21 protein-coding genes are annotated in these 16,302 nt (G+C 69.6%); 7 read left to right on the top strand and 14 right to left on the bottom strand.

The annotated features are described in order from the left end of the window. Nucleotides 1–56 precede the first annotated feature (56 nt). Entirely contained in the window at nucleotides 57–527 is a 471-nt protein-coding gene (locus LT972_RS01240) for a DUF7384 family protein (protein WP_232571378.1), read from the top strand. On the opposite strand, the gene rdgB is transcribed toward LT972_RS01240, so the two are convergent. From rdgB to LT972_RS01190, 10 genes are all read right to left on the bottom strand, one after another. Beyond that, on the bottom strand, nucleotides 528–1,079 hold the full coding sequence (rdgB, locus tag LT972_RS01235; RefSeq protein WP_232571377.1) for an RdgB/HAM1 family non-canonical purine NTP pyrophosphatase: 552 nt from the start codon (nucleotides 1,077–1,079) through the stop codon (nucleotides 528–530). Between the two features lie 39 nt (nucleotides 1,080–1,118). Then, nucleotides 1,119–1,391 carry a DUF5808 domain-containing protein gene (locus LT972_RS01230; protein ID WP_232571376.1) on the bottom strand — a complete coding sequence of 91 codons (273 nt, stop codon included), beginning with the start codon at nucleotides 1,389–1,391 and terminating at the stop codon, nucleotides 1,119–1,121. A 48-nt stretch (nucleotides 1,392–1,439) separates the two neighbouring features. Beyond that, nucleotides 1,440–3,083, bottom strand: coding sequence for a bifunctional N(6)-L-threonylcarbamoyladenine synthase/serine/threonine protein kinase (locus LT972_RS01225; protein WP_232571375.1), 1,644 nt, complete (start codon nucleotides 3,081–3,083; stop codon nucleotides 1,440–1,442). Nucleotides 3,084–3,091: 8 nt separating this feature from the next. Then, nucleotides 3,092–3,226: a 30S ribosomal protein S27ae gene (locus LT972_RS01220; protein WP_232571374.1), complete on the bottom strand. Its 135-nt coding sequence runs from the start codon at nucleotides 3,224–3,226 to the stop codon at nucleotides 3,092–3,094. Then, complete coding sequence (locus LT972_RS01215) at nucleotides 3,226–3,537, bottom strand: 30S ribosomal protein S24e (RefSeq protein ID WP_232572623.1); 312 nt, start codon at nucleotides 3,535–3,537, stop codon at nucleotides 3,226–3,228. Before LT972_RS01215 ends, LT972_RS01220 begins: the two co-directional genes overlap by 1 nt. A 63-nt stretch (nucleotides 3,538–3,600) precedes the next feature. Continuing rightward, nucleotides 3,601–4,134, bottom strand: a complete 534-nt coding sequence (locus LT972_RS01210) for a GTP-dependent dephospho-CoA kinase family protein (RefSeq protein WP_232571373.1) — start codon at nucleotides 4,132–4,134, stop codon at nucleotides 3,601–3,603. A gap of 1 nt (nucleotide 4,135) precedes the next feature. Beyond that, nucleotides 4,136–4,333, bottom strand: coding sequence for a transcription elongation factor subunit Spt4 (gene spt4 / locus LT972_RS01205; RefSeq protein ID WP_232571372.1), 198 nt, complete (start codon nucleotides 4,331–4,333; stop codon nucleotides 4,136–4,138). Beyond that, a complete protein-coding gene (locus tag LT972_RS01200; RefSeq protein WP_232571371.1) occupies nucleotides 4,334–4,903 on the bottom strand; it encodes a DNA-directed RNA polymerase in 570 nt (189 codons plus the stop codon). It abuts the gene before it with no gap. Next, nucleotides 4,904–5,281 (bottom strand): twitching motility protein PilT, encoded by a 378-nt coding sequence (locus tag LT972_RS01195; RefSeq protein WP_232571370.1) that lies wholly within the window; start codon nucleotides 5,279–5,281, stop codon nucleotides 4,904–4,906. Beyond that, nucleotides 5,281–6,519 (bottom strand): translation initiation factor IF-2 subunit gamma, encoded by a 1,239-nt coding sequence (locus tag LT972_RS01190; protein WP_232571369.1) that lies wholly within the window; start codon nucleotides 6,517–6,519, stop codon nucleotides 5,281–5,283. Before LT972_RS01190 ends, LT972_RS01195 begins: the two co-directional genes overlap by 1 nt. A 169-nt stretch (nucleotides 6,520–6,688) precedes the next feature. On the opposite strand from LT972_RS01190, the gene LT972_RS01185 reads away from it, so the two are divergent. Both LT972_RS01185 and LT972_RS01180 read left to right on the top strand, forming a co-directional pair. Then, on the top strand, nucleotides 6,689–7,669 hold the full coding sequence (locus LT972_RS01185; protein ID WP_232571368.1) for a DUF5787 family protein: 981 nt from the start codon (nucleotides 6,689–6,691) through the stop codon (nucleotides 7,667–7,669). Between the two features lie 62 nt (nucleotides 7,670–7,731). Beyond that, nucleotides 7,732–8,055, top strand: coding sequence for a hypothetical protein (locus tag LT972_RS01180; RefSeq protein WP_232571367.1), 324 nt, complete (start codon nucleotides 7,732–7,734; stop codon nucleotides 8,053–8,055). A gap of 10 nt (nucleotides 8,056–8,065) precedes the next feature. Here LT972_RS01180 and LT972_RS01175 read toward each other — a convergent pair whose 3' ends face one another. The 3 genes from LT972_RS01175 to LT972_RS01165 are packed head-to-tail and all read right to left on the bottom strand — an operon-like array spanning nucleotide 8,066 to nucleotide 11,975. Continuing rightward, nucleotides 8,066–8,884 (bottom strand): MBL fold metallo-hydrolase, encoded by an 819-nt coding sequence (locus LT972_RS01175; RefSeq protein WP_232571366.1) that lies wholly within the window; start codon nucleotides 8,882–8,884, stop codon nucleotides 8,066–8,068. Then, on the bottom strand, nucleotides 8,881–10,206 hold the full coding sequence (locus LT972_RS01170) for an ATP-binding protein (protein WP_232571365.1): 1,326 nt from the start codon (nucleotides 10,204–10,206) through the stop codon (nucleotides 8,881–8,883). The genes LT972_RS01175 and LT972_RS01170 overlap by 4 nt, the downstream gene beginning before the upstream one ends. Before the next feature lie 56 nt (nucleotides 10,207–10,262). After that, a complete protein-coding gene (locus LT972_RS01165) occupies nucleotides 10,263–11,975 on the bottom strand; it encodes a flippase activity-associated protein Agl23 (RefSeq protein ID WP_232571364.1) in 1,713 nt (570 codons plus the stop codon). A 262-nt stretch (nucleotides 11,976–12,237) separates the two neighbouring features. Between LT972_RS01165 and LT972_RS01160 the strand changes: the two genes are divergently transcribed. From LT972_RS01160 to LT972_RS01145, 4 genes are all read left to right on the top strand, one after another. Further along, the gene (locus LT972_RS01160) at nucleotides 12,238–13,098 is read left to right on the top strand and encodes a hypothetical protein (RefSeq protein WP_232571363.1); all 861 of its coding nucleotides are present in this window, start codon (nucleotides 12,238–12,240) and stop codon (nucleotides 13,096–13,098) included. A gap of 62 nt (nucleotides 13,099–13,160) precedes the next feature. Further along, on the top strand, nucleotides 13,161–14,303 hold the full coding sequence (locus LT972_RS01155) for a thiolase family protein (protein ID WP_232571362.1): 1,143 nt from the start codon (nucleotides 13,161–13,163) through the stop codon (nucleotides 14,301–14,303). Nucleotides 14,304–14,457: 154 nt separating this feature from the next. Beyond that, nucleotides 14,458–15,258 carry a glycosyltransferase gene (locus tag LT972_RS01150; protein ID WP_232571361.1) on the top strand — a complete coding sequence of 267 codons (801 nt, stop codon included), beginning with the start codon at nucleotides 14,458–14,460 and terminating at the stop codon, nucleotides 15,256–15,258. Beyond that, a complete protein-coding gene (locus LT972_RS01145) occupies nucleotides 15,251–15,712 on the top strand; it encodes a GtrA family protein (protein ID WP_232571360.1) in 462 nt (153 codons plus the stop codon). Before LT972_RS01150 ends, LT972_RS01145 begins: the two co-directional genes overlap by 8 nt. A 3-nt stretch (nucleotides 15,713–15,715) precedes the next feature. Here LT972_RS01145 and LT972_RS01140 read toward each other — a convergent pair whose 3' ends face one another. Beyond that, nucleotides 15,716–16,282 (bottom strand): hypothetical protein, encoded by a 567-nt coding sequence (locus tag LT972_RS01140; protein ID WP_232571359.1) that lies wholly within the window; start codon nucleotides 16,280–16,282, stop codon nucleotides 15,716–15,718. Nucleotides 16,283–16,302 lie beyond the last annotated feature (20 nt).

Genomic DNA, 16,302 nt, shown 5'->3' with positions numbered 1-16,302 from the left:
GAGCGACCGCGGCGTGGACGTCGAAGCGGTGCGGGACGCACTCCGAGAGCGCCGCGATGAGTGACCCGAACCCCGCGCGGGTCGCCGCCGACGCCGACGTGCTCGCCGCCGACCTGTTCGTGGACGGCGACGCGCGCGACGCGCTCGACCACGTGCGCTCGCACTCGTGGGTCGAACTGGTCGCGAGCGACCCCCTGTTGGACGACGCGGAAGCCGTCGTCGCCGACCTCGGTGACGACGGTCTGGCCGCGGACTGGCGGGAGAAAATCGAGGGACTGGCGACGCTGGTCGACCACCCCGCGGGCGACCACCCGGCGCTCGCCGCCGCCTACCACGGCGACGCCGCGCACGTGCTCACCTACGACGAGCGCCTGCGCTCGGCGAAGGCCGGCGTCGAACTCAAGAAGCGCGTCGACCTCAGCGTGAAGGCGCCGGACGCGTTCGCGCGCCTGTTCGACCCCGAACGCCTCTACCCGGAAGTCGTCGGCGGCGACTACCCCGGTCCCGACCGCGACCCGCGCGCGTAACTACTCGCGCTCGGCGAGCCAGTCAGCGAGTTTCGCGAGCGCGCGACCCCGGTGGCTCAACGCGTTCTTCTCCGCGGTGTCCATCTCCGCGAACGTCTCGCCGTCGTGCTCGAAGATGGGGTCGTAGCCGAACCCGCCGTCGCCCCGCGGCGCGACGAGACGGCCCTGCACCGCGCCCGAGAACGTCTCGGTCGTCTCGCCGTCGGTGAACGCGACCGTACACCGGAAGGCCGCACGCCGGTCGTCTAGGTCCTCCGCGACGTTCCAGACGCGTTCGATGCCGAGCGTGTCCTCGACGTACGACGAGTACGGCCCCGGGAAGCCGTCGAGCGCGCGAACGAACAGCCCCGCGTCGTCCACGATGACGGGCGCGCCGTCGTCCTGGGCGTCGTAGGCCTCCTCGGCGCCGCGCGCCGCGATGGCGGCGAGGTCGTCGCTCTGTATCTCCGCGTAGTCGTAGTCGAACTGCTCGACCGCGTAGCGGGCCGCGAGGTAGTCCTCTGCCTCCCGCACCTTCCCGGGATTCGTCGTCACGAACCGGAGCGTCTCCATGCGAGAAGCGAGCGAGTCCAGAGAGAAGGGTGCGTCGGTCTAGTCGTCGACGACGACTTCCACGGCCTCGTCGACCGCGCTCTCGTCGCCGTCGCCGCTGCCCTGCTGTTGCCAGAGCAGGACGCCCGCGACCGCGAGCACGATCCACGACCGCCAGTTCGCCAGATTCAGCGTGTACCCGATGCCGAAGGGCTTCTCCACGAGCATCCCCTCGCCCGGCTGCCAGTACGAGGAGAGCATCCGGCTGAGTTTCGGGCGCTCGAAGTTGTACGGCACCCCGAACAGTTCGCCACTCGTCGGTTTCTCGGCCATGGTACGTCGTTGGTCGGGACTCGTCAAATCACTTTGGGCGGCCCGCGGCTACGCGTCGTCGCCCTGGTACCGGCCCCGCCCCTCGATTTCGCGCAGTTGGTCGAGCACGTCGGGGTCGCCAACGTCGCGGTAGGCGTCCTCGAACGCCGCCGCGAGGCCCGCCGCGTCGTCGGCGGTGCCCGCGAGGCTCTGCTCGAAGACGTGGCAGTCCATCGCGTAGTCCTCCACGTCGTCCGTGTAGTAGCCGAGCCCGAAATCGATGAGGAACGTGCGGTCGTCGCCGCGCTCGCGGGACGCGTCGCTCACCCGCACGTTCCGCGTCGTCGGGTCGCCGTGGACGAACCCGGCGTCGTGAATCGCGGCGAGGTGGCGGCCCACGTCGCGCACTCGCGACTCGGTGAGTGCGTCCCGGAGGTCGCTGTCGCCGACGAACTGGAAGACGAGCGTCGACTCGGGCACGTCCACGTCCCAGACGAGCGGCGTCGGCACGCCCGCCGAGCGCGCGTCGCTCGTCAACCGGGCTTCGAGGACGGTGCGGTCGCGGCGCAGGCGCGCGTCCAGTTCGGCGTGCCGGTAGGTCTTCGGCGCGCGGGACTTCACCACGCGGTCGTCCTCGAAGGTGACCGTCGCTTCGGCGCCCCGAATCACGTCGCCGTCGCGCGCCGGCGGCGACTCGGGCGTCCGCCACGTCACCGGCACCTCGTCCGGCCGGAAGTTCGAATCGATGCCCGACTCCTCGACTGCGAGCGTGTCGCCCGCCTCGGCCATCTTCGCGCCGAGGACGGCAATCATCCCCGCGTTGTCCCGAAGGAATCGGGGTTCGGGCGCGTAGAAGTCGGCGCCGCGCTGGTCGCACATCTCCGCGAGCATCCCCCGCAGGCGGTCGTTCTGCCCGACGCCGCCCCCCAACACGAGTTCGTCGCGGCCCGTCAGCGAGAGCGCGCGCTCCGCGACCTCGGTCAGCATCGCGAAGACGTTCTCCTCGAGGCCGCGACAGACGTTCTCCACCGGCTCGCCGTCGTCGACAGCCTGCTTCGCGGCGCTCATGATGCCCGAGAAGGAGAAATCCATCCCCTTCACGACGTACGGCAGGTCGGTGTACTCGCCCTCCTTCGCGTGGGACTCGACCTTCGGGCCGCCGGGGTGGCTCCACCCGACGTGGCGCGTGAACTTGTCCAGCGCGTTCCCGACCCCGGTGTCCATCGTCTCGCCGAGCACGCGGTACCGGCCGTTCCGGTACGCGAGGATGTGGGCGTTCGCACCGCTCGCGTTCAGGCAGACTGGCGCAGAAAAGCCCGAACGGTGGCGGCCGATTTCGAGGTGCGCGACCATGTGGTTCACGCCGACGAGCGGCACGTCGAGGGTCTGGGCGAGCGCTCGCGCCGCCGACCCGACGATGCGCAAACACGGACCGAGGCCCGGGCCGCGAGAGAAGGCTACTGCGTCGACAGGCGCCGCCTGTCTGCTCGACGAACCTCGTTCGTCGGCGTCGATGTCGCCGTCGGCCTCGTCCAGCACCGTCCCGACGACCGAGGGAATCGCCTGCCGCATGTGCTCGGCAGCCTCGCGCGGGTGGATGCCGCCGCTCTCCGGTTGGTACGCGTCTGACTCGATGACGACAGAATCAGTCTCGGAATCGTACAGCGCCGCGCTCGCACACCACGCAGTGCCCTCGATTCCGAGAACCCGCATCTACCGCGTCAGTTCCACTCGGTGTAGCCGCACTTCCCGCAGTGCTGGCGGTCACCGTGGTCCGCGAGGAACGTGTCGCCACAGCGCGGACACTGCTCTTTCTCCGTGGACCCGTCGTCCTCGTAGTAGTCGCCTCGGGGCATTATTCGGCCTCCTCCGCGTCGGCCTCGGCGTCCTCGCCGATCTTGTTCCGCTCGAGCATGTGCTCGTGTTCGACCTCCGCGGCCTCGTCGGGCGAGTCGTAGACCTTCGCGCGGCCCGCGGTCTTCCGCATCCCGAACTTCGTGTCGAGTTCGTGGACGACGACCTCCTCGGAGTCCTTGTCGAGTTTCGCCGCGAGACTGTCGCGAACGGAGAGTCGCGACGGCGTCGCGTCCTCGTGTTCGATCTCGAACGTGACCTCAGTCCGGTGGAGCAGGGGGTTGTCCTCCTGCTCCAGAATCTCGATTTCCATGGTCAGTTGTCCGTACATGAGCGCGAAATCTGTAAAAGCATTTCGAACGACCGGTACGGCGCGTCACTCCAGCGTCGTCCAGAACGCCTCGGTCGTCTCCAGCAACTCCGCGAGTTCGACCACGCGCTCGCGCAGGTCGGGGGTGACGTTCGCCAGCACCATCCCCTCCCCGGGTTGGCCGTAGACGACGCTCCCGCCGTCGGGCACCGCGAGCACCGCCGGCACCGTCGCGAGGTCCTCCTCGCCGACCACCGAAATGACGGTCGAACCCTCGAATTCGACGGCCGCGACCAGCGCGTCCAGTAGTGCCGCCGAGACGGTCGCCGGCTCGCTCTCGACTTCCACCTCGCGGTCGGCGTCCGGCACGCCGCCGCGGACCTCGTCGCTCACCTCCTCGCGCTCGGTCTTCCCGTCCACCACGGCGACCTTCGGCGGCGCCCCCGCCTCGACGAGGTGGTAGGTCACCACGTCGCCGACCGCCACCACGGGGTCGCCGGCGTCCGCGAGCAGTCGCTGCGTGTCCGTGTAGACGGGGCCGAGTGGCTCCTTGAACGCCTCGCGGGCGTCCGCCGGGAGCGTCGCCACCGGGTCGACCACGCTATCTGACCTTCAGCGCGTACTCGCCCGCCTCGCGGACCTCCATCTTCTCCGCGATCTCGGACTCCTCGGGGTGCGTGATGACCACGTAGCCCGCCCAGTCCTCGGTCAGGCTCGTCGACGAGCAGTACGGACACATCTCCTCGTCCGGCTCGACGATGCGGTGGCAGTCGTGACACGCCAGTCGGTTCGACGCCATCTAGTCCTCACCCGCCGCCTGCTCTTGCTCTCGCGCCTCGCGGAGCCAGCCGTGCTTCCCGAGGCCGGGCTGTTTGGCCGTGAGCCCGATCTTGGACTCGCGGGGGTTGCGCTCGTCGATGCTCTTCGTGACGATGCGCGCCCGCACCGCGTCCCCGGTGCCGATGACGCTGTTCGACTCGCGGGACGCCAGTTGCTGGTTCTCCTCGTCGAACGCGAGGTACTCGTCGCTAATCTGGGAGACGTGGAGCAGTCCGTCCACCGGGCCGATGCCGACGAACGCGCCGAAACTCACCACTTCGACGATTTCGCCGTCCACGACCTCCTGCATCTCGGGGTCGAACGTGACCGCGTCGAACTCGGCCTCGTAGTAGACGCCCGGACGGTTCGGCAACACCGCGCCCTCGCCGAGGTCGTGGACCTCGGTGACGGTGACGATGCTCCCCACGTCCTCGTCCATTCGACCCTCGAGTTTGTCCTGTAGCAGTCGCTTCACGAGGTCCGGACTCACGTCCCCGAGGTGCTCGGGCGGAACCTCTACCGTGTCCTTCAGCCGTGCTCGCTTGTACATCTATGGTTGAGTGATAGTCAGTTGATTCCGGCCCCTTAAATGAATTACCGGCACGCCCGCGTCGAGCAGGCGTTCCTTCAGGGGGGCGTCGTTCGTCACGACCGCGTCCACCTCGCCGTCGGCGGCGAGCGCACAGAGCGCGTCGTCGGCGTACGATTCCTCCGTCGCCACGGTGTCACAGCGCTCCGCCAGGTCCGCCGCCACGCTGGCCGCCGTTCCCTGTTCGCCGCCGCTGTCGCCGAGTTTCGACAACTCGGCGCGGACGGATTCGGGAACGACCGCGTCGTAGTCGCCGAGCAGGGAGTCGAGTTCGTCGAAGACGCGAACTCCGACCCCGGCCGGCATCATCAGCGCGTTGGCGTCCATGGCGATTCGCATCACTCCGTGAGCGTTCCGACGCCGATGAGCCGCCACCGCGCGCCGACGCGGCGGTTGATGGCGATTTTCGCGCCCGCCGGCGCACAGACGGGGCGTTTGAGCGCGACCTCGCACTCGCCGTCGCGCGCGCTCGTCACCGAGCCGACCGTGGTCGCGGTGCCGACGGTGAGCATCAGCGGTTCGCCCGTGGAGATGTCCTCGATTTCGTCGCCCTCCTCGGCGCCGACGAGGCGCTCGAGGAGTTCCACGTCCATCTCGAAGGAGTCCCACGTCGGCGGCAGGCTACCGGGCGGCCCGGCGACCTGTCCCGCGAGCGCGTCGCCCTTCGTCAGGCTCGGGTCGAGCCCCGTGCCGACGCCGAGCAGGCCACCGGGGGAGACCGTGTCGACGGACTCGCCGCCCGCCTGCAGGCTCCGGACGTCCGTGGAGACGGACCGCCACTCGGTCTGTCCGCCCTCGTCGACCTCGCGGCCGGGGCGCAACTCGATTTCGTCGTCGACGTCGAGTTCGCCCTGCACGAGACTGCCGCCGAGCACGCCGCCGAGCAGGCCGTCCCACGTCGTGCCGGGACGGTTGATGTCGAACGAGCGCGCGACGTACATCCGGGGGTCGGCGTCCGGGTCGCGGTCGGGCGTCGGAATCTCGCGTTCGAGCGCGTCGATGACGAGGTCGACGTTGATCTCCTGTTCGGCCGACACGGGGACGATGGGCGCGTCCTCGGCGACGGTGCCCTCGACGAACTCCTTGATCTGCTCGTAGTTCTCGCGGGCCTCGTCGGCGTCGACGAGGTCGACCTTGTTCTGCGCGATGACGATGTTGTCGATGCCGATGATGTCCAGCGCCATCAGGTGCTCCTCGGTCTGGGGCTGGGGCACCGGTTCGTTCGCGCTGACGACGAGCACCGCGCCGTCCATCAGGGACGCCCCGGAGAGCATCGTCGCCATCAGCGTCTCGTGGCCGGGCGCGTCCACGAACGACACCGTGCGCAGAATCTCCGTCTCGGTTCCGTGTTCGGGGCACTGTTCGGCGACCGTGTAACACTCCGGTTCGTCGCAGTCGGGACACCGGCGCAGCGTCGCGTCGGCGTACCCGAGTCGGATGGAGATTCCTCGCTTCATCTCCTCGGAGTGCTGGTCGGTCCACTCGCCGCTGAGCGCGCGGACGAGCGTGGTCTTGCCGTGGTCTACGTGGCCGACCAGTCCGATGTTCACCTCCGGTTGTCGGTGGTTGTCTGCCATGTTCACAGAGTAATCTTGCGTGAATTTCGCCCCGAACGACTGATAAACCTACTGTTACGGAGGCGACGGAGACGGCGCTTCGCGCCGGCAGACGCGACCCTCGCGGGCCGGAACCGAAGGAGTTGGCGGAGACGCGGTATTTAACCGAGAGAGTCGCGTACGCGCCGGTGTGCGAGAGTACGGGTTCGAACTCCGGTTGTGCGCCCGTCTGGAAGCCGGCGGCATCCCCGGAATCGGAGACGCGGGCGTCGTCTCCCGGCAACTCGGGACGAGCGTCCACGCCGCCGGCGGGCGCATCGTCGACACGGTCTGCGTGCTTCCGGGGCCGGAGTTCGACGCCCGAACCGAACTCGCGAGCGACACGATTCCGCCCGCCGTCCTCGACGCCGACGTGCCGGTCGGCGAGTACGAGCGCGTGACGCGCGTCTTCGACGGGCCGCCGGAGCGTGCGCGCTCGCTCGCCGAGCGCGGCGCCGACACCGGCTTCCTGGACGTGACGCGGCGGGGCGGCCAGCAGGTCGTCAGGCAGACCACGCGGTACCCGGACTGGGTCGGCGGTCTCGTCGGCGTGGAGAACAAGCCGGACCTCGGGCGGCCGGGCGACCTCGCGTTCCAGACGCGTCACGACGCCAGCCTCGGCGTGCTCGATTACGCCGTCGTGGCGACCGAGAGCCACGTGACGCGCGCCCACCTGAATCGCCTCCCCGACGCGGTGGGCGTGTGGCGCGTGGACTTCGAGCGCGAGAACCCCATCGAGGTGGTGCGAGCGCCGGAGCAACTCGATTCCGCGGGACCGGGACTGGAAGTCCTCGCGGAACACACCGCCCGGACCGAGGTGCGTCCCGTCACCGCCGACGCGAAGGCGCGCCAGCGCCGCCGCGTCGCGGAGCGCGCGTACGGCAAGGGCTGGCGGACGTTCGACTTCCCGGCGTGTGCGAACGCCTCGACGGGCGACGGGGACGCAACAGTCCCCCACTGCGCGCACTTCGAGCGCGTCGTCGACCCCGCATCCGAATGCGGGCCGGACTGCCCCGGCTTCGAGGCGGCCGACGCGCCGGACGCGGACCTCGACGCCGAGCGCGAGCGCCGGACGCCGTGGCGGTCGGACGCGGGAGGACGCCGGCGGCAGTCCGGCCTCGACCAGTTCTGAGCGTTCGCAGTCACTGCAACGGCCGGCGAACACTGAAATCCCGAGACGCCGAAGGGGAGCGCGTGTCCCCGGAACGTCGATACGTCCTCACGGTCGCCGTCGGCGTCGCGGCGTTCGCCCTCGCCCTCGCGCTCGAAGCGCACGCGACTGTCGTCGTCGCCACCGGCGTCGTCTACGCCACCGCCGCGTACCTCACCGCCGACCACCCGGACCTGCTGTGGGGCCGCGAGGGCCAGCAAAACGGCGGCGTCGTCGCGGGCGCCTCGGCCGTCGGGATGCTCGGACTCGTCGGCGCCGACGTCTCCTCGGGCGTCGTGGTGCTGGCGCTCGGACTGCTCTACTTCGGGTTCGCGGCCGGCGCGTCGTACGCTCGCGACGCGGAGTGAGTGTCGACAGTCAGAGACGGAACGTCTCGCCGTCCACCGCGAGTTCGTCGGCGAACGCCTCGTCGGCGGGGAAGAAGTGGGAGACGTGGACGACCCGGGTCTCGCTCGCGTTCAGGTCGTCGCCGAGCGCGAGCGCGCCCTCCAGTGTCATGTGTTTCGTGCCGAACGTGCGCGGGACGCCCTCGCTGTCCTCGTGGCGGCCGCCCCGCGGGTGGTGATGCGAGAGGTGCGCGGGGACGATGCCGTCCGCGAGCAGGAGGTCCGGGTCGCACATCGCCTCGCGACTCTCCTCCGGGATGTCGTAGGTGGTGTCGCCCGACAGCGAGAGTTTCGCCCCGTCGCGCTCTATCACGACCCCGTAGCAGAGCAGGGGCGGGTGGTCGACGGGGACGAGCGTGACCTCGAAGCCGGCGGCGTCGAACGACTCGAAGGGCGTGACGGCGCGGGCGTCGAGCGGCCGGAGGTAATCGAACTTCGACGCGACGGTCTCCGCGACGGACTCGCCGGTCTCGGGGTCGGTCTCGTCGGCGGCGTACACGGGCAACTCCTCGAACAGCCGGTACGCGTTCCCGAGGCCGTCGAGGTGGTCGAAGTGCTGGTGGGTGACGATACCGGCGTCGGGGAGGGGAACGTCCTCGCGGAGGAACTGGTAGCGGAAGTCCGGGCTGAAGTCCACGAGCAGGGAGTCCCCCGAGGGTTCGTGTTCGACGTGGACGGAAAAGCGCGTGCGCTCCACGCCGTGCTCGTCGGCCGCTCGGCAGGTGTCACAGTCACACCCCGGCGTCGGGGTGCCCGTGGTGTCGCCCGTGCCGAGCAGCGTCACCTTCATTCGTGGCTGTGGTCGGCCGCCTCCGCGTCGTGGTCGTGGCTGTGGTCGTCGTCGTCGCCGTCGAGAGCGTCCTCCAAGGTGTCCAGATTCCGGAGGTGGTCGCGGTCCTCGAAGTCCTCGACGGCGTCGAGGAGGTCTTCCTGAGTGAGTTCGCGGCGGTCCTCCACGAGCGCGTCGAGGACGGCCTCGCGGAGCACGAGGCGGAGGTCGCTCCCCGTGAGGCCCTCCGTCTCGGCAGCGAGTTCCTGCGGGTCGAAGGAGGCGATTTCGAGTTCCCGCACGACGAGTTCGAGGATGTCGGCGCGCATCTGCTCGTCCGGCCGCGGGAAGGAGAGAATCTCGTCGAAGCGCCGCCACGCCGCGGCGTCGAGTTCGTCTGGGTGGTTCGTCGCGCCGATGAGCAACACGTCGTCGTTGACGAGGCTCACCTCGTCGATGCTCTTGAGGAGCGTGTTGACGGCGCGCTTGATGGCGTTGTGCTCGTCGCCCGTCCGCGTCGTCGCGACGAAGTCGAACTCGTCCATGAACAGGATACAGGGCGACAGTCGCTTCGCCACCTCGAAGACCTTCTCGACGTTCTTCGCCGTCTCGCCGAGATACTGGCTCGTGATCATCGAGAGTTTGACCTCGACGAACGGCAGGTCGAGTTGGTGGGCGAGACCGCGCGCGGTCGAGGTCTTCCCCGTCCCCGGCGGCCCGACGAAGAGGAGTTTCCCGATTTCGCTGAGGCCGATGGTCGCGAGGTAGTCGCGGTGCTCGATGGCCTTCGCCACCTTCGACATCTCCTCCTCTTGTTCCTCGGTGAGGACGATGTCGTCGAGGGTCACCTCGATTTCGGCGGGCGACCGGACCTCCACGAGGTCGAGCATCTCCTCGTCGTCCTCGTCGAAGTACTCCGCGAGCAGGCCGTCTATCCACTGCGGGTCCGCCTGCACCGGGCGGTTCTCGTCGCGGGACGCCTCGTAGTCCACGCCGAACTCGTCGTCCAGCACGAAGGCGAGCGCGGGGTTGTCGAACACGCGGTCGGCGTCCGCGCGGTCGACGAACCAGTCGACGGCCATGTCGTCGTCCACGAGCGAGATGTTCCCCGCGAACGCGTCGCGGTCGGTGAACATCAACTCGGAGACGGCGTCCCACGGGTCGTCGACGCCGGTGGCGTCGCGGACGGCGGTCTCGGTCACTTGCGGCGGCCGGGGGACGCCGTCCTCGGCCCAGAGTGCGCTGCGGTGCGCGGGCGGTAAGTCGTTCTCGTCGAGTTCCTGGTGGCGGTCGTAGACGCGGGCCGTGAGCAGGAATTCGACGACGTCGAGCGCCTCGGTCACTACCCACGGACTACCCACCGGGGGCGCTTAAGGCCGTCGCAGTCCGGCCAGCGCTGTCACAACGTCGCGTTCTCGCTGACGTAGAAGACGAGCGGGCCGGGGTCCTGGGCGAACTGGTAGCGCGGGAACACGCGGCGGTCGTAGCCGCGCTCCGTGAGGTCCGCCTCCAGGTTGTCCTCGTCGCCCTCCGCCACGACGACGACGGGCGGTTCGTGTTCGAGGAGCGTCTCGGTCTGGAGCGTACTGGAGACGTTCGTGTCGTACTGCTCGAAGTACCACGGGAGCGGCAGGCGGTCGAACCAGCTCTGGTAGCCGCCGCCGACGTCGTTCGGGTCGTCGTAGTCGTCTATCTGCAGTTGCAGGTCGCGGTCGAAGTCGTTCGGCGCGTAGAACGAATCGCCGTAGAACATCACGTCGACGCCGTCGTGTTCGGCCGAGATCTCCTCGATTTCATTCAGGGTCGGCTGCATGTTCCCGGAGGACTGCGCGTACTGGATGAGGGGGTTGCCGGGGCCCTGGGCGTTGACGTACGAGGTCTGTGCGGCGACCGCGCCGGTGCCGGCGGTGGCGACGAGCAACACGACGACGGCGACGCGAGCGCGGGCGAGATTCCCGGTGGCGACGGCGCTCCGGCCGTACTCGAAGACGAGGCCGACGCCGACGCCCGCGGGCACGGCGAGGGGAACGACCGCGTTCACGGCGGTCCAGCCGGCGGTGATGTCGGTGACGGCGGGGTAGCCGAACAGCGAGAAGACGCCCCAGTAGAAGCAGAACGGGACGATTGCGCGCGGTCGTTCGCGGCCGTATCGCTCGTAGAAGAAGCCGAGGAGGGCGAACGCGACGAGCGCCGCGGCGCCCACCGAGAGCACCGTGAGGTCGTGTTTCAGGAACTCGATGTAGGAGTGGGCGTGGGTGTCCGTCGCCGTCCACCGCTTCGTGAACTCCTCGAACGTCCCGAGCGTGGCGGCGCCCACGACCTCCGGGAGGAGGCCGGGGTTCTGCGGGATGCGGTAGAACTCGGGTTTCGGCGCGTAGAACGCGACGACCACGACGGCGGTTTCGAGCGCGGCGAGCGAGAGGTGGAGTTTGTACCGCCACGCCGCCCGGAGCGCTTCGCGGAGGCGGTCGCGGGCGGTGCCGAGGCGGGTGGCGTCGTCGCTCGCGCCGGCGAGCACGAGGCGACCGTCGAACACGAGGACGAGCGCGCCGAGCCAGCAGACGGGGTAGAGGAGGCTGTTCTCCTTCGTGGTGAACGCGAGCGCGAACGGGAGCGCGCCGAGGTAGAGGTACCGCGCCTTCCCCGTGGAGAGCGCGCGCAGGAAGAACCCGAGCGCGGCGAACATGAACGCGGCGAGCAGGAGGTCGTTGCGCATGAACCGCGAGTAGTACAGCAGGACGGGGTTCAGCGCGAAGAACGCGCCGACGGCGACGACTTCGGCGTCCGAGAGGTAGTCGCGGTAGAGCCACGCGGCCAGCGGGAGCAGTCCGCCGACGACGGCGACGACGAGGCGCATCGTGAAGTCCGACGGCCCGAGCACGCTGAACACGACGCCGTTGACGTGCGGGAGGAACGGCCCGTGGATGATGGCGCGGTACTCCCAGCCGCCGAGTTCCATGTAGTTGAGCACCCAGTGGGCGACGCGCGCTTCGTCCTGGTGGGCGACCCGCCACCCGAGCGCCCAGACGCGGGCGACGAGCGCGAGCGCGGCGACCGCGAGGAGGGCGACGGCGACGCGGGTTCGCGACGAGTCGTCGCGGGGCCGAGGCATACTCCGCGTTAGCGAGGGATGCGATAAACGCTTTCCGGAGTGCGAGAGTCCGAGCGAAGCGAGGACTCTCGAAATCGCGAGCGGCGACCGGAGGGAGCCGCGAGTCGCTGGCGTCTTCGATTCGAGTGGACACGACACGACGCGCAAGCGAAACGAAACCGCGAGCCGCGAGGTGTGACGATGGACTCGTCGCCACAACGCGGTTTCGCACGGCCCGATATCCTACCAGAGTTTTATACGTCAGAGAGAAGAACGGTCGGATATGCCGACTCGCCCTTCGGTCGCCGCGGTGGCGTGTGCCCTCCTCGTCGTGAGCGCCGGCTGTGCCGGTCTCGTGGGGTCTGACGGCGGGACCACGACAGACGCAACGACCACGGAGCCGTCCCCGACCACGGAAACGACGAGCGAACCGACCGAGACGTCCGCCGAGCGTCTCGCGCCCGGACTGACGCGGGACGGGGTGGTGGACGCGGCGGCGCTCGCGGACGCGCACCGCGACGCGGTGCGAAACCACTCGTTCACGAGACAGTCGCGCGTCGAGCGCACGAACGACAGCGCGACGGTGTCCCGGGAGTCGACGATGGTCGCCGCGAGCGAGTCGCACTGGCGGTGGCGCGTGACGACGGACGGGACGCCCCTCGCGCTCGGGACATCGAACGGCACGTTCGTCCAGTACGCCGACGGCGAGCAGGTGGTGTGGCGACTCGAATCGCCGGCCCGCGAGAACGCGACCTACGGCGTGCGCTCCATCTCGGTAGACGGCGGTTCCGAGCCGATACCGCCCGCGCAGGTGTTCCCGTCGGCGCTGTACGAGCGCGACCTCGTCTACTCGCTGTTCGGGAACGCCGACGTGACCGTCGAGCGCGCCAACGAGTCGGCGATTCGAGTTCGCGGGACAGTCGCCGAGATGGCCGTCGACCGCGAGCAGGTGACCGACGTGGCGTTCGCGGCGACGGTCACGCCGGAGGGCCTCGTGGAGTCCCTGGAGATGACCTACGAGCAGGACGGCGCAACCGTCGAGCGGACGGTTCGCTTCGAGCGAACCGGCGGTGACCCCGTGGAGCGCCCCGGGTGGTACGACACCGCGCTGAATCGGACGGCCGCGACGGGCGCGGGCGAGTAAACAGCGAGCGGCGTGCGCCCCGTTGTGGGAGGTTTATGGTTCGGCGTGCGCCACGTGGCGGTATGGGAAGCGACACCACTCCGGTCATCGCGGCGGCGTACCGAACGCCCCAAGGGAAAGACGACGGCGTGTACGCCGACACCCGCAGCGAAGACCTCTCGGTCCCGCTCATCGACCACATCCTCGACGAGCACGGCCTGACGAGCGACCACGTCGACGACCTGCAGTGGGGCGTCGCCCAGCAGCGCAAGGAACAGGACAACAACGTCGCGCGCGTCATCGCGCTCCTCTCGGAACTCGGCGAGGACGTGCCGGCGGCGTCCATCAACCGCTGGTGTGCGTCCTCGATGGAAGCCATCATGCGCGCCGCGGACTCCATCAGCGCCGGGCAGCGCGACGCCATCATCGCGGGCGGCGTCGAGAACATGAGCCGCGTGCCGATGGACGGCGACTCCTACGCCCACCTCCACCCGAAACTCGGCGAACTGTACAACGTCCCCCAGTTGCAGATGGGGATGACCGCTGAGGAGGTCGCGGAGCGACACGACATCACCCGCGAGATGCAAGACGAGTACGCGCTCCAGAGTCAGCAGCGCGCCGCCGAGGCGACCGACTCAGGGCGCTTCGACGACGAACTCGTCCCCATCGAGACCGACGACGGTCTCGTGGAGGAAGACGAGGGCATCCGCCGCGGCACCACGAAAGAGGCCCTTCAGGGCCTGCCGACGGTGTTCAAGAGCGACGGGACGGTGACGCCCGGGAACGCCAGCCAGATTTCCGACGGCGCCGCGGCGACGCTCGTCACGAGCGAGGAGTTCGCGCAGGACCACGGCCTCGACGTGCTGGCGCGCGTCGGCGACCACAACGTCGCGGGCGTCGACCCCGAAGTGATGGGCATCGGCCCGGTGCCGGCGACGAAGGGCCTGCTGGAGCGCACGGGACAGGACATCGACGACTTCGACCTCGTGGAGCTGAACGAGGCGTTCGCCTCCCAGACTGTCTACTCGCGGGACGAACTCGGCGTGGACAACGAGAAGTTCAACGTGAACGGCGGCGCCATCGCCATCGGCCACCCGCTCGGCGCGAGCGGCGCCCGGCTCCCCGTCACGCTCATCCACGAGATGCAAAAACGCGACGCCGACAAGGGCCTCGCGACGCTCTGTGTCGGCTTCGGGCAGGGCGCGGCGATTACGTTCGAGCGGTAAGCCAGTCGCCGTCGCCGCTTCGGCGACCGGTTCCACCGCGGCGCGATTCGGCCAGTAATCGCACGCAGCGCGGCCACTATCCGCATTTTCTCGGTTTCGAAGGTGTCAGTTTGAACCACGAAACTCATACCGTTCGCCCGATTGCTTCGAGCCAATGCGCTCTGTCGGCATCGTGGTCCCCGCCTACGACCCCGACGTCGAGGTGCTCGCGGACTACCTCGACGCCCTCCAGTCGGTCATCCGGCCCGCTCGCGTCCACGTCGAGTTGGACGACGGCGACCCCGAGACGGTCGCGGCAATCGAACAGGCAGGGGCGACCGTCAACGACGCGGCGGCGCGCCGCGGGAAGGGCGCCGCGGTCACCGCGGGGTTCGAGCGGCTCGACACGGACGTCCTCGCGTTCGCCGACGCGGACGGGTCGACGCCCGCCGAATCGTTCGCGGACGTGGTCGAGTGCGTCCGCGAGGACGGCGCGGACCTCGCGGTCGGGTCGCGCCGGCACCCCGAGGCCGACGTCCAGAGCCACCAGACCGTCGTCCGACGGTTCCTCGGCGACGGGTTCGCGTGGCTCGCGAGTGGCCTGTTGTCCGTGGATTTGCACGACTACCAGTGTGGCGCGAAGGCGCTGACGGCCGAGTCGTGGGAGCGCGTTCGTGACCACCTCTACGAACCCGGCTTCGCGTGGGACGTGGAACTGGTCGCCATCGCCGGCGCCCACGGCCTGCGCGTCGCCGAAGTCCCCATCGAGTGGGAGGACCGCCCGAACTCGACCGTCTCCCCGGTGCGCACGCCGTTCTCGTTGTTCCGGTCGCTGGTGTCCGCGCGACACCGCGCGAAGCGCCTGCGGGACAGCCGCCTGCACGCCGCCATCGCGCAGCGACGCGACGACCCGCCGGCGCTCGTCGACTACGTCGGGTCGCTGAGCGACGACCGCCGAGGCTCGAAGCATGAGTAAGTTACTCCCCGAGCGGTTCGCGTCCCTCGCTTCTGGCGCGCGCTTCGGGCAGTTCGTCTCGGTCGGCGTCGTCGGCGCAATCTCGGACAACGCCGTTCTCGCGGCGCTCCGTCTCGGCGCCGGCACTCCCGAGATGTGGGCGAAGGCAGCGGGCGTCGAGACGGCGATTCTCGTGATGTTCCTCGTGAACGAACACTGGACGTTCGCCGACCACGGCGACGACGGCCGGTGGCCGTTCGCGCGCCGCCTCGCGCGCTCTCACGTCGTGCGCTCGGGCGGCGTCGCCGTCCAGTTGGCCGTCTACTGGCTGCTCACGCAGCGACTCGCGGTGACGCTGGTGGTGGCGGGGACCGACCTCTGGTTCCTCGCGGCGAGCCCCGTCGCCATCGCGGCCGCGATGCTCGTGAACTACGTCTTCGAGAGCCTGTTCACGTGGCGCGTCCACGACGCGTAGCGGCTACGACGCGTCCGAGGACGCTCGTCGCCGCCACCAGACCGCCAGCGAGAGCGCCGCGATGAGCGCGTACGCCGGCGCGAGGAGCACCGTCCGGCCCTCGGCGAGCACGAGGTACGCGACGGCGAACGCGCCGACGAGCGCGCCAGTGAGCGCGACCAGCAGCCGGCCGCCGTCCGACGCGACGCGGAGGTCGAGGCCGGTCACGCGACGGACCGCGAACAACAGGAGCGCCACTCCGAGCGCCGTGAACGCGGGCAGACCGACGACCGTCAGCGGCGACGCCGCCACGCCCTCGGCGTCCGCGACGACCGACGACCACCCGACGAGCGCGAGGAAGTACCACGCGACGCCGCGCAGGAGTTCCTCGCCGAGGACGCGGTACGTCGACCCGTCGGCGAGGTCCGCGCCGACGAAGTAGAACGCGCCCAGCGGGCAGAACAGTCCGAGGTAGAGGCCGACGGCGCTGTCCGCGCCCCCGACCGCGAACGCGACTGCGGCGGCGATGATTCCGGCGACCGACGCGACCGCGCCGTATCGGTGGAGCGCCCGGAACGTCCCAGCGTCCATGGGCGGGCGTTTGGCGGCGC

Source organism: Halobacterium litoreum (assembly GCF_021233415.1).
In the GTDB taxonomy this organism is placed as follows: Archaea; Halobacteriota; Halobacteria; order Halobacteriales; family Halobacteriaceae; genus Halobacterium; species Halobacterium litoreum.
The sequence above is the reverse complement of the archived record's forward strand: the minus strand, read 5'-3'. Positions and strand labels throughout refer to the sequence as shown.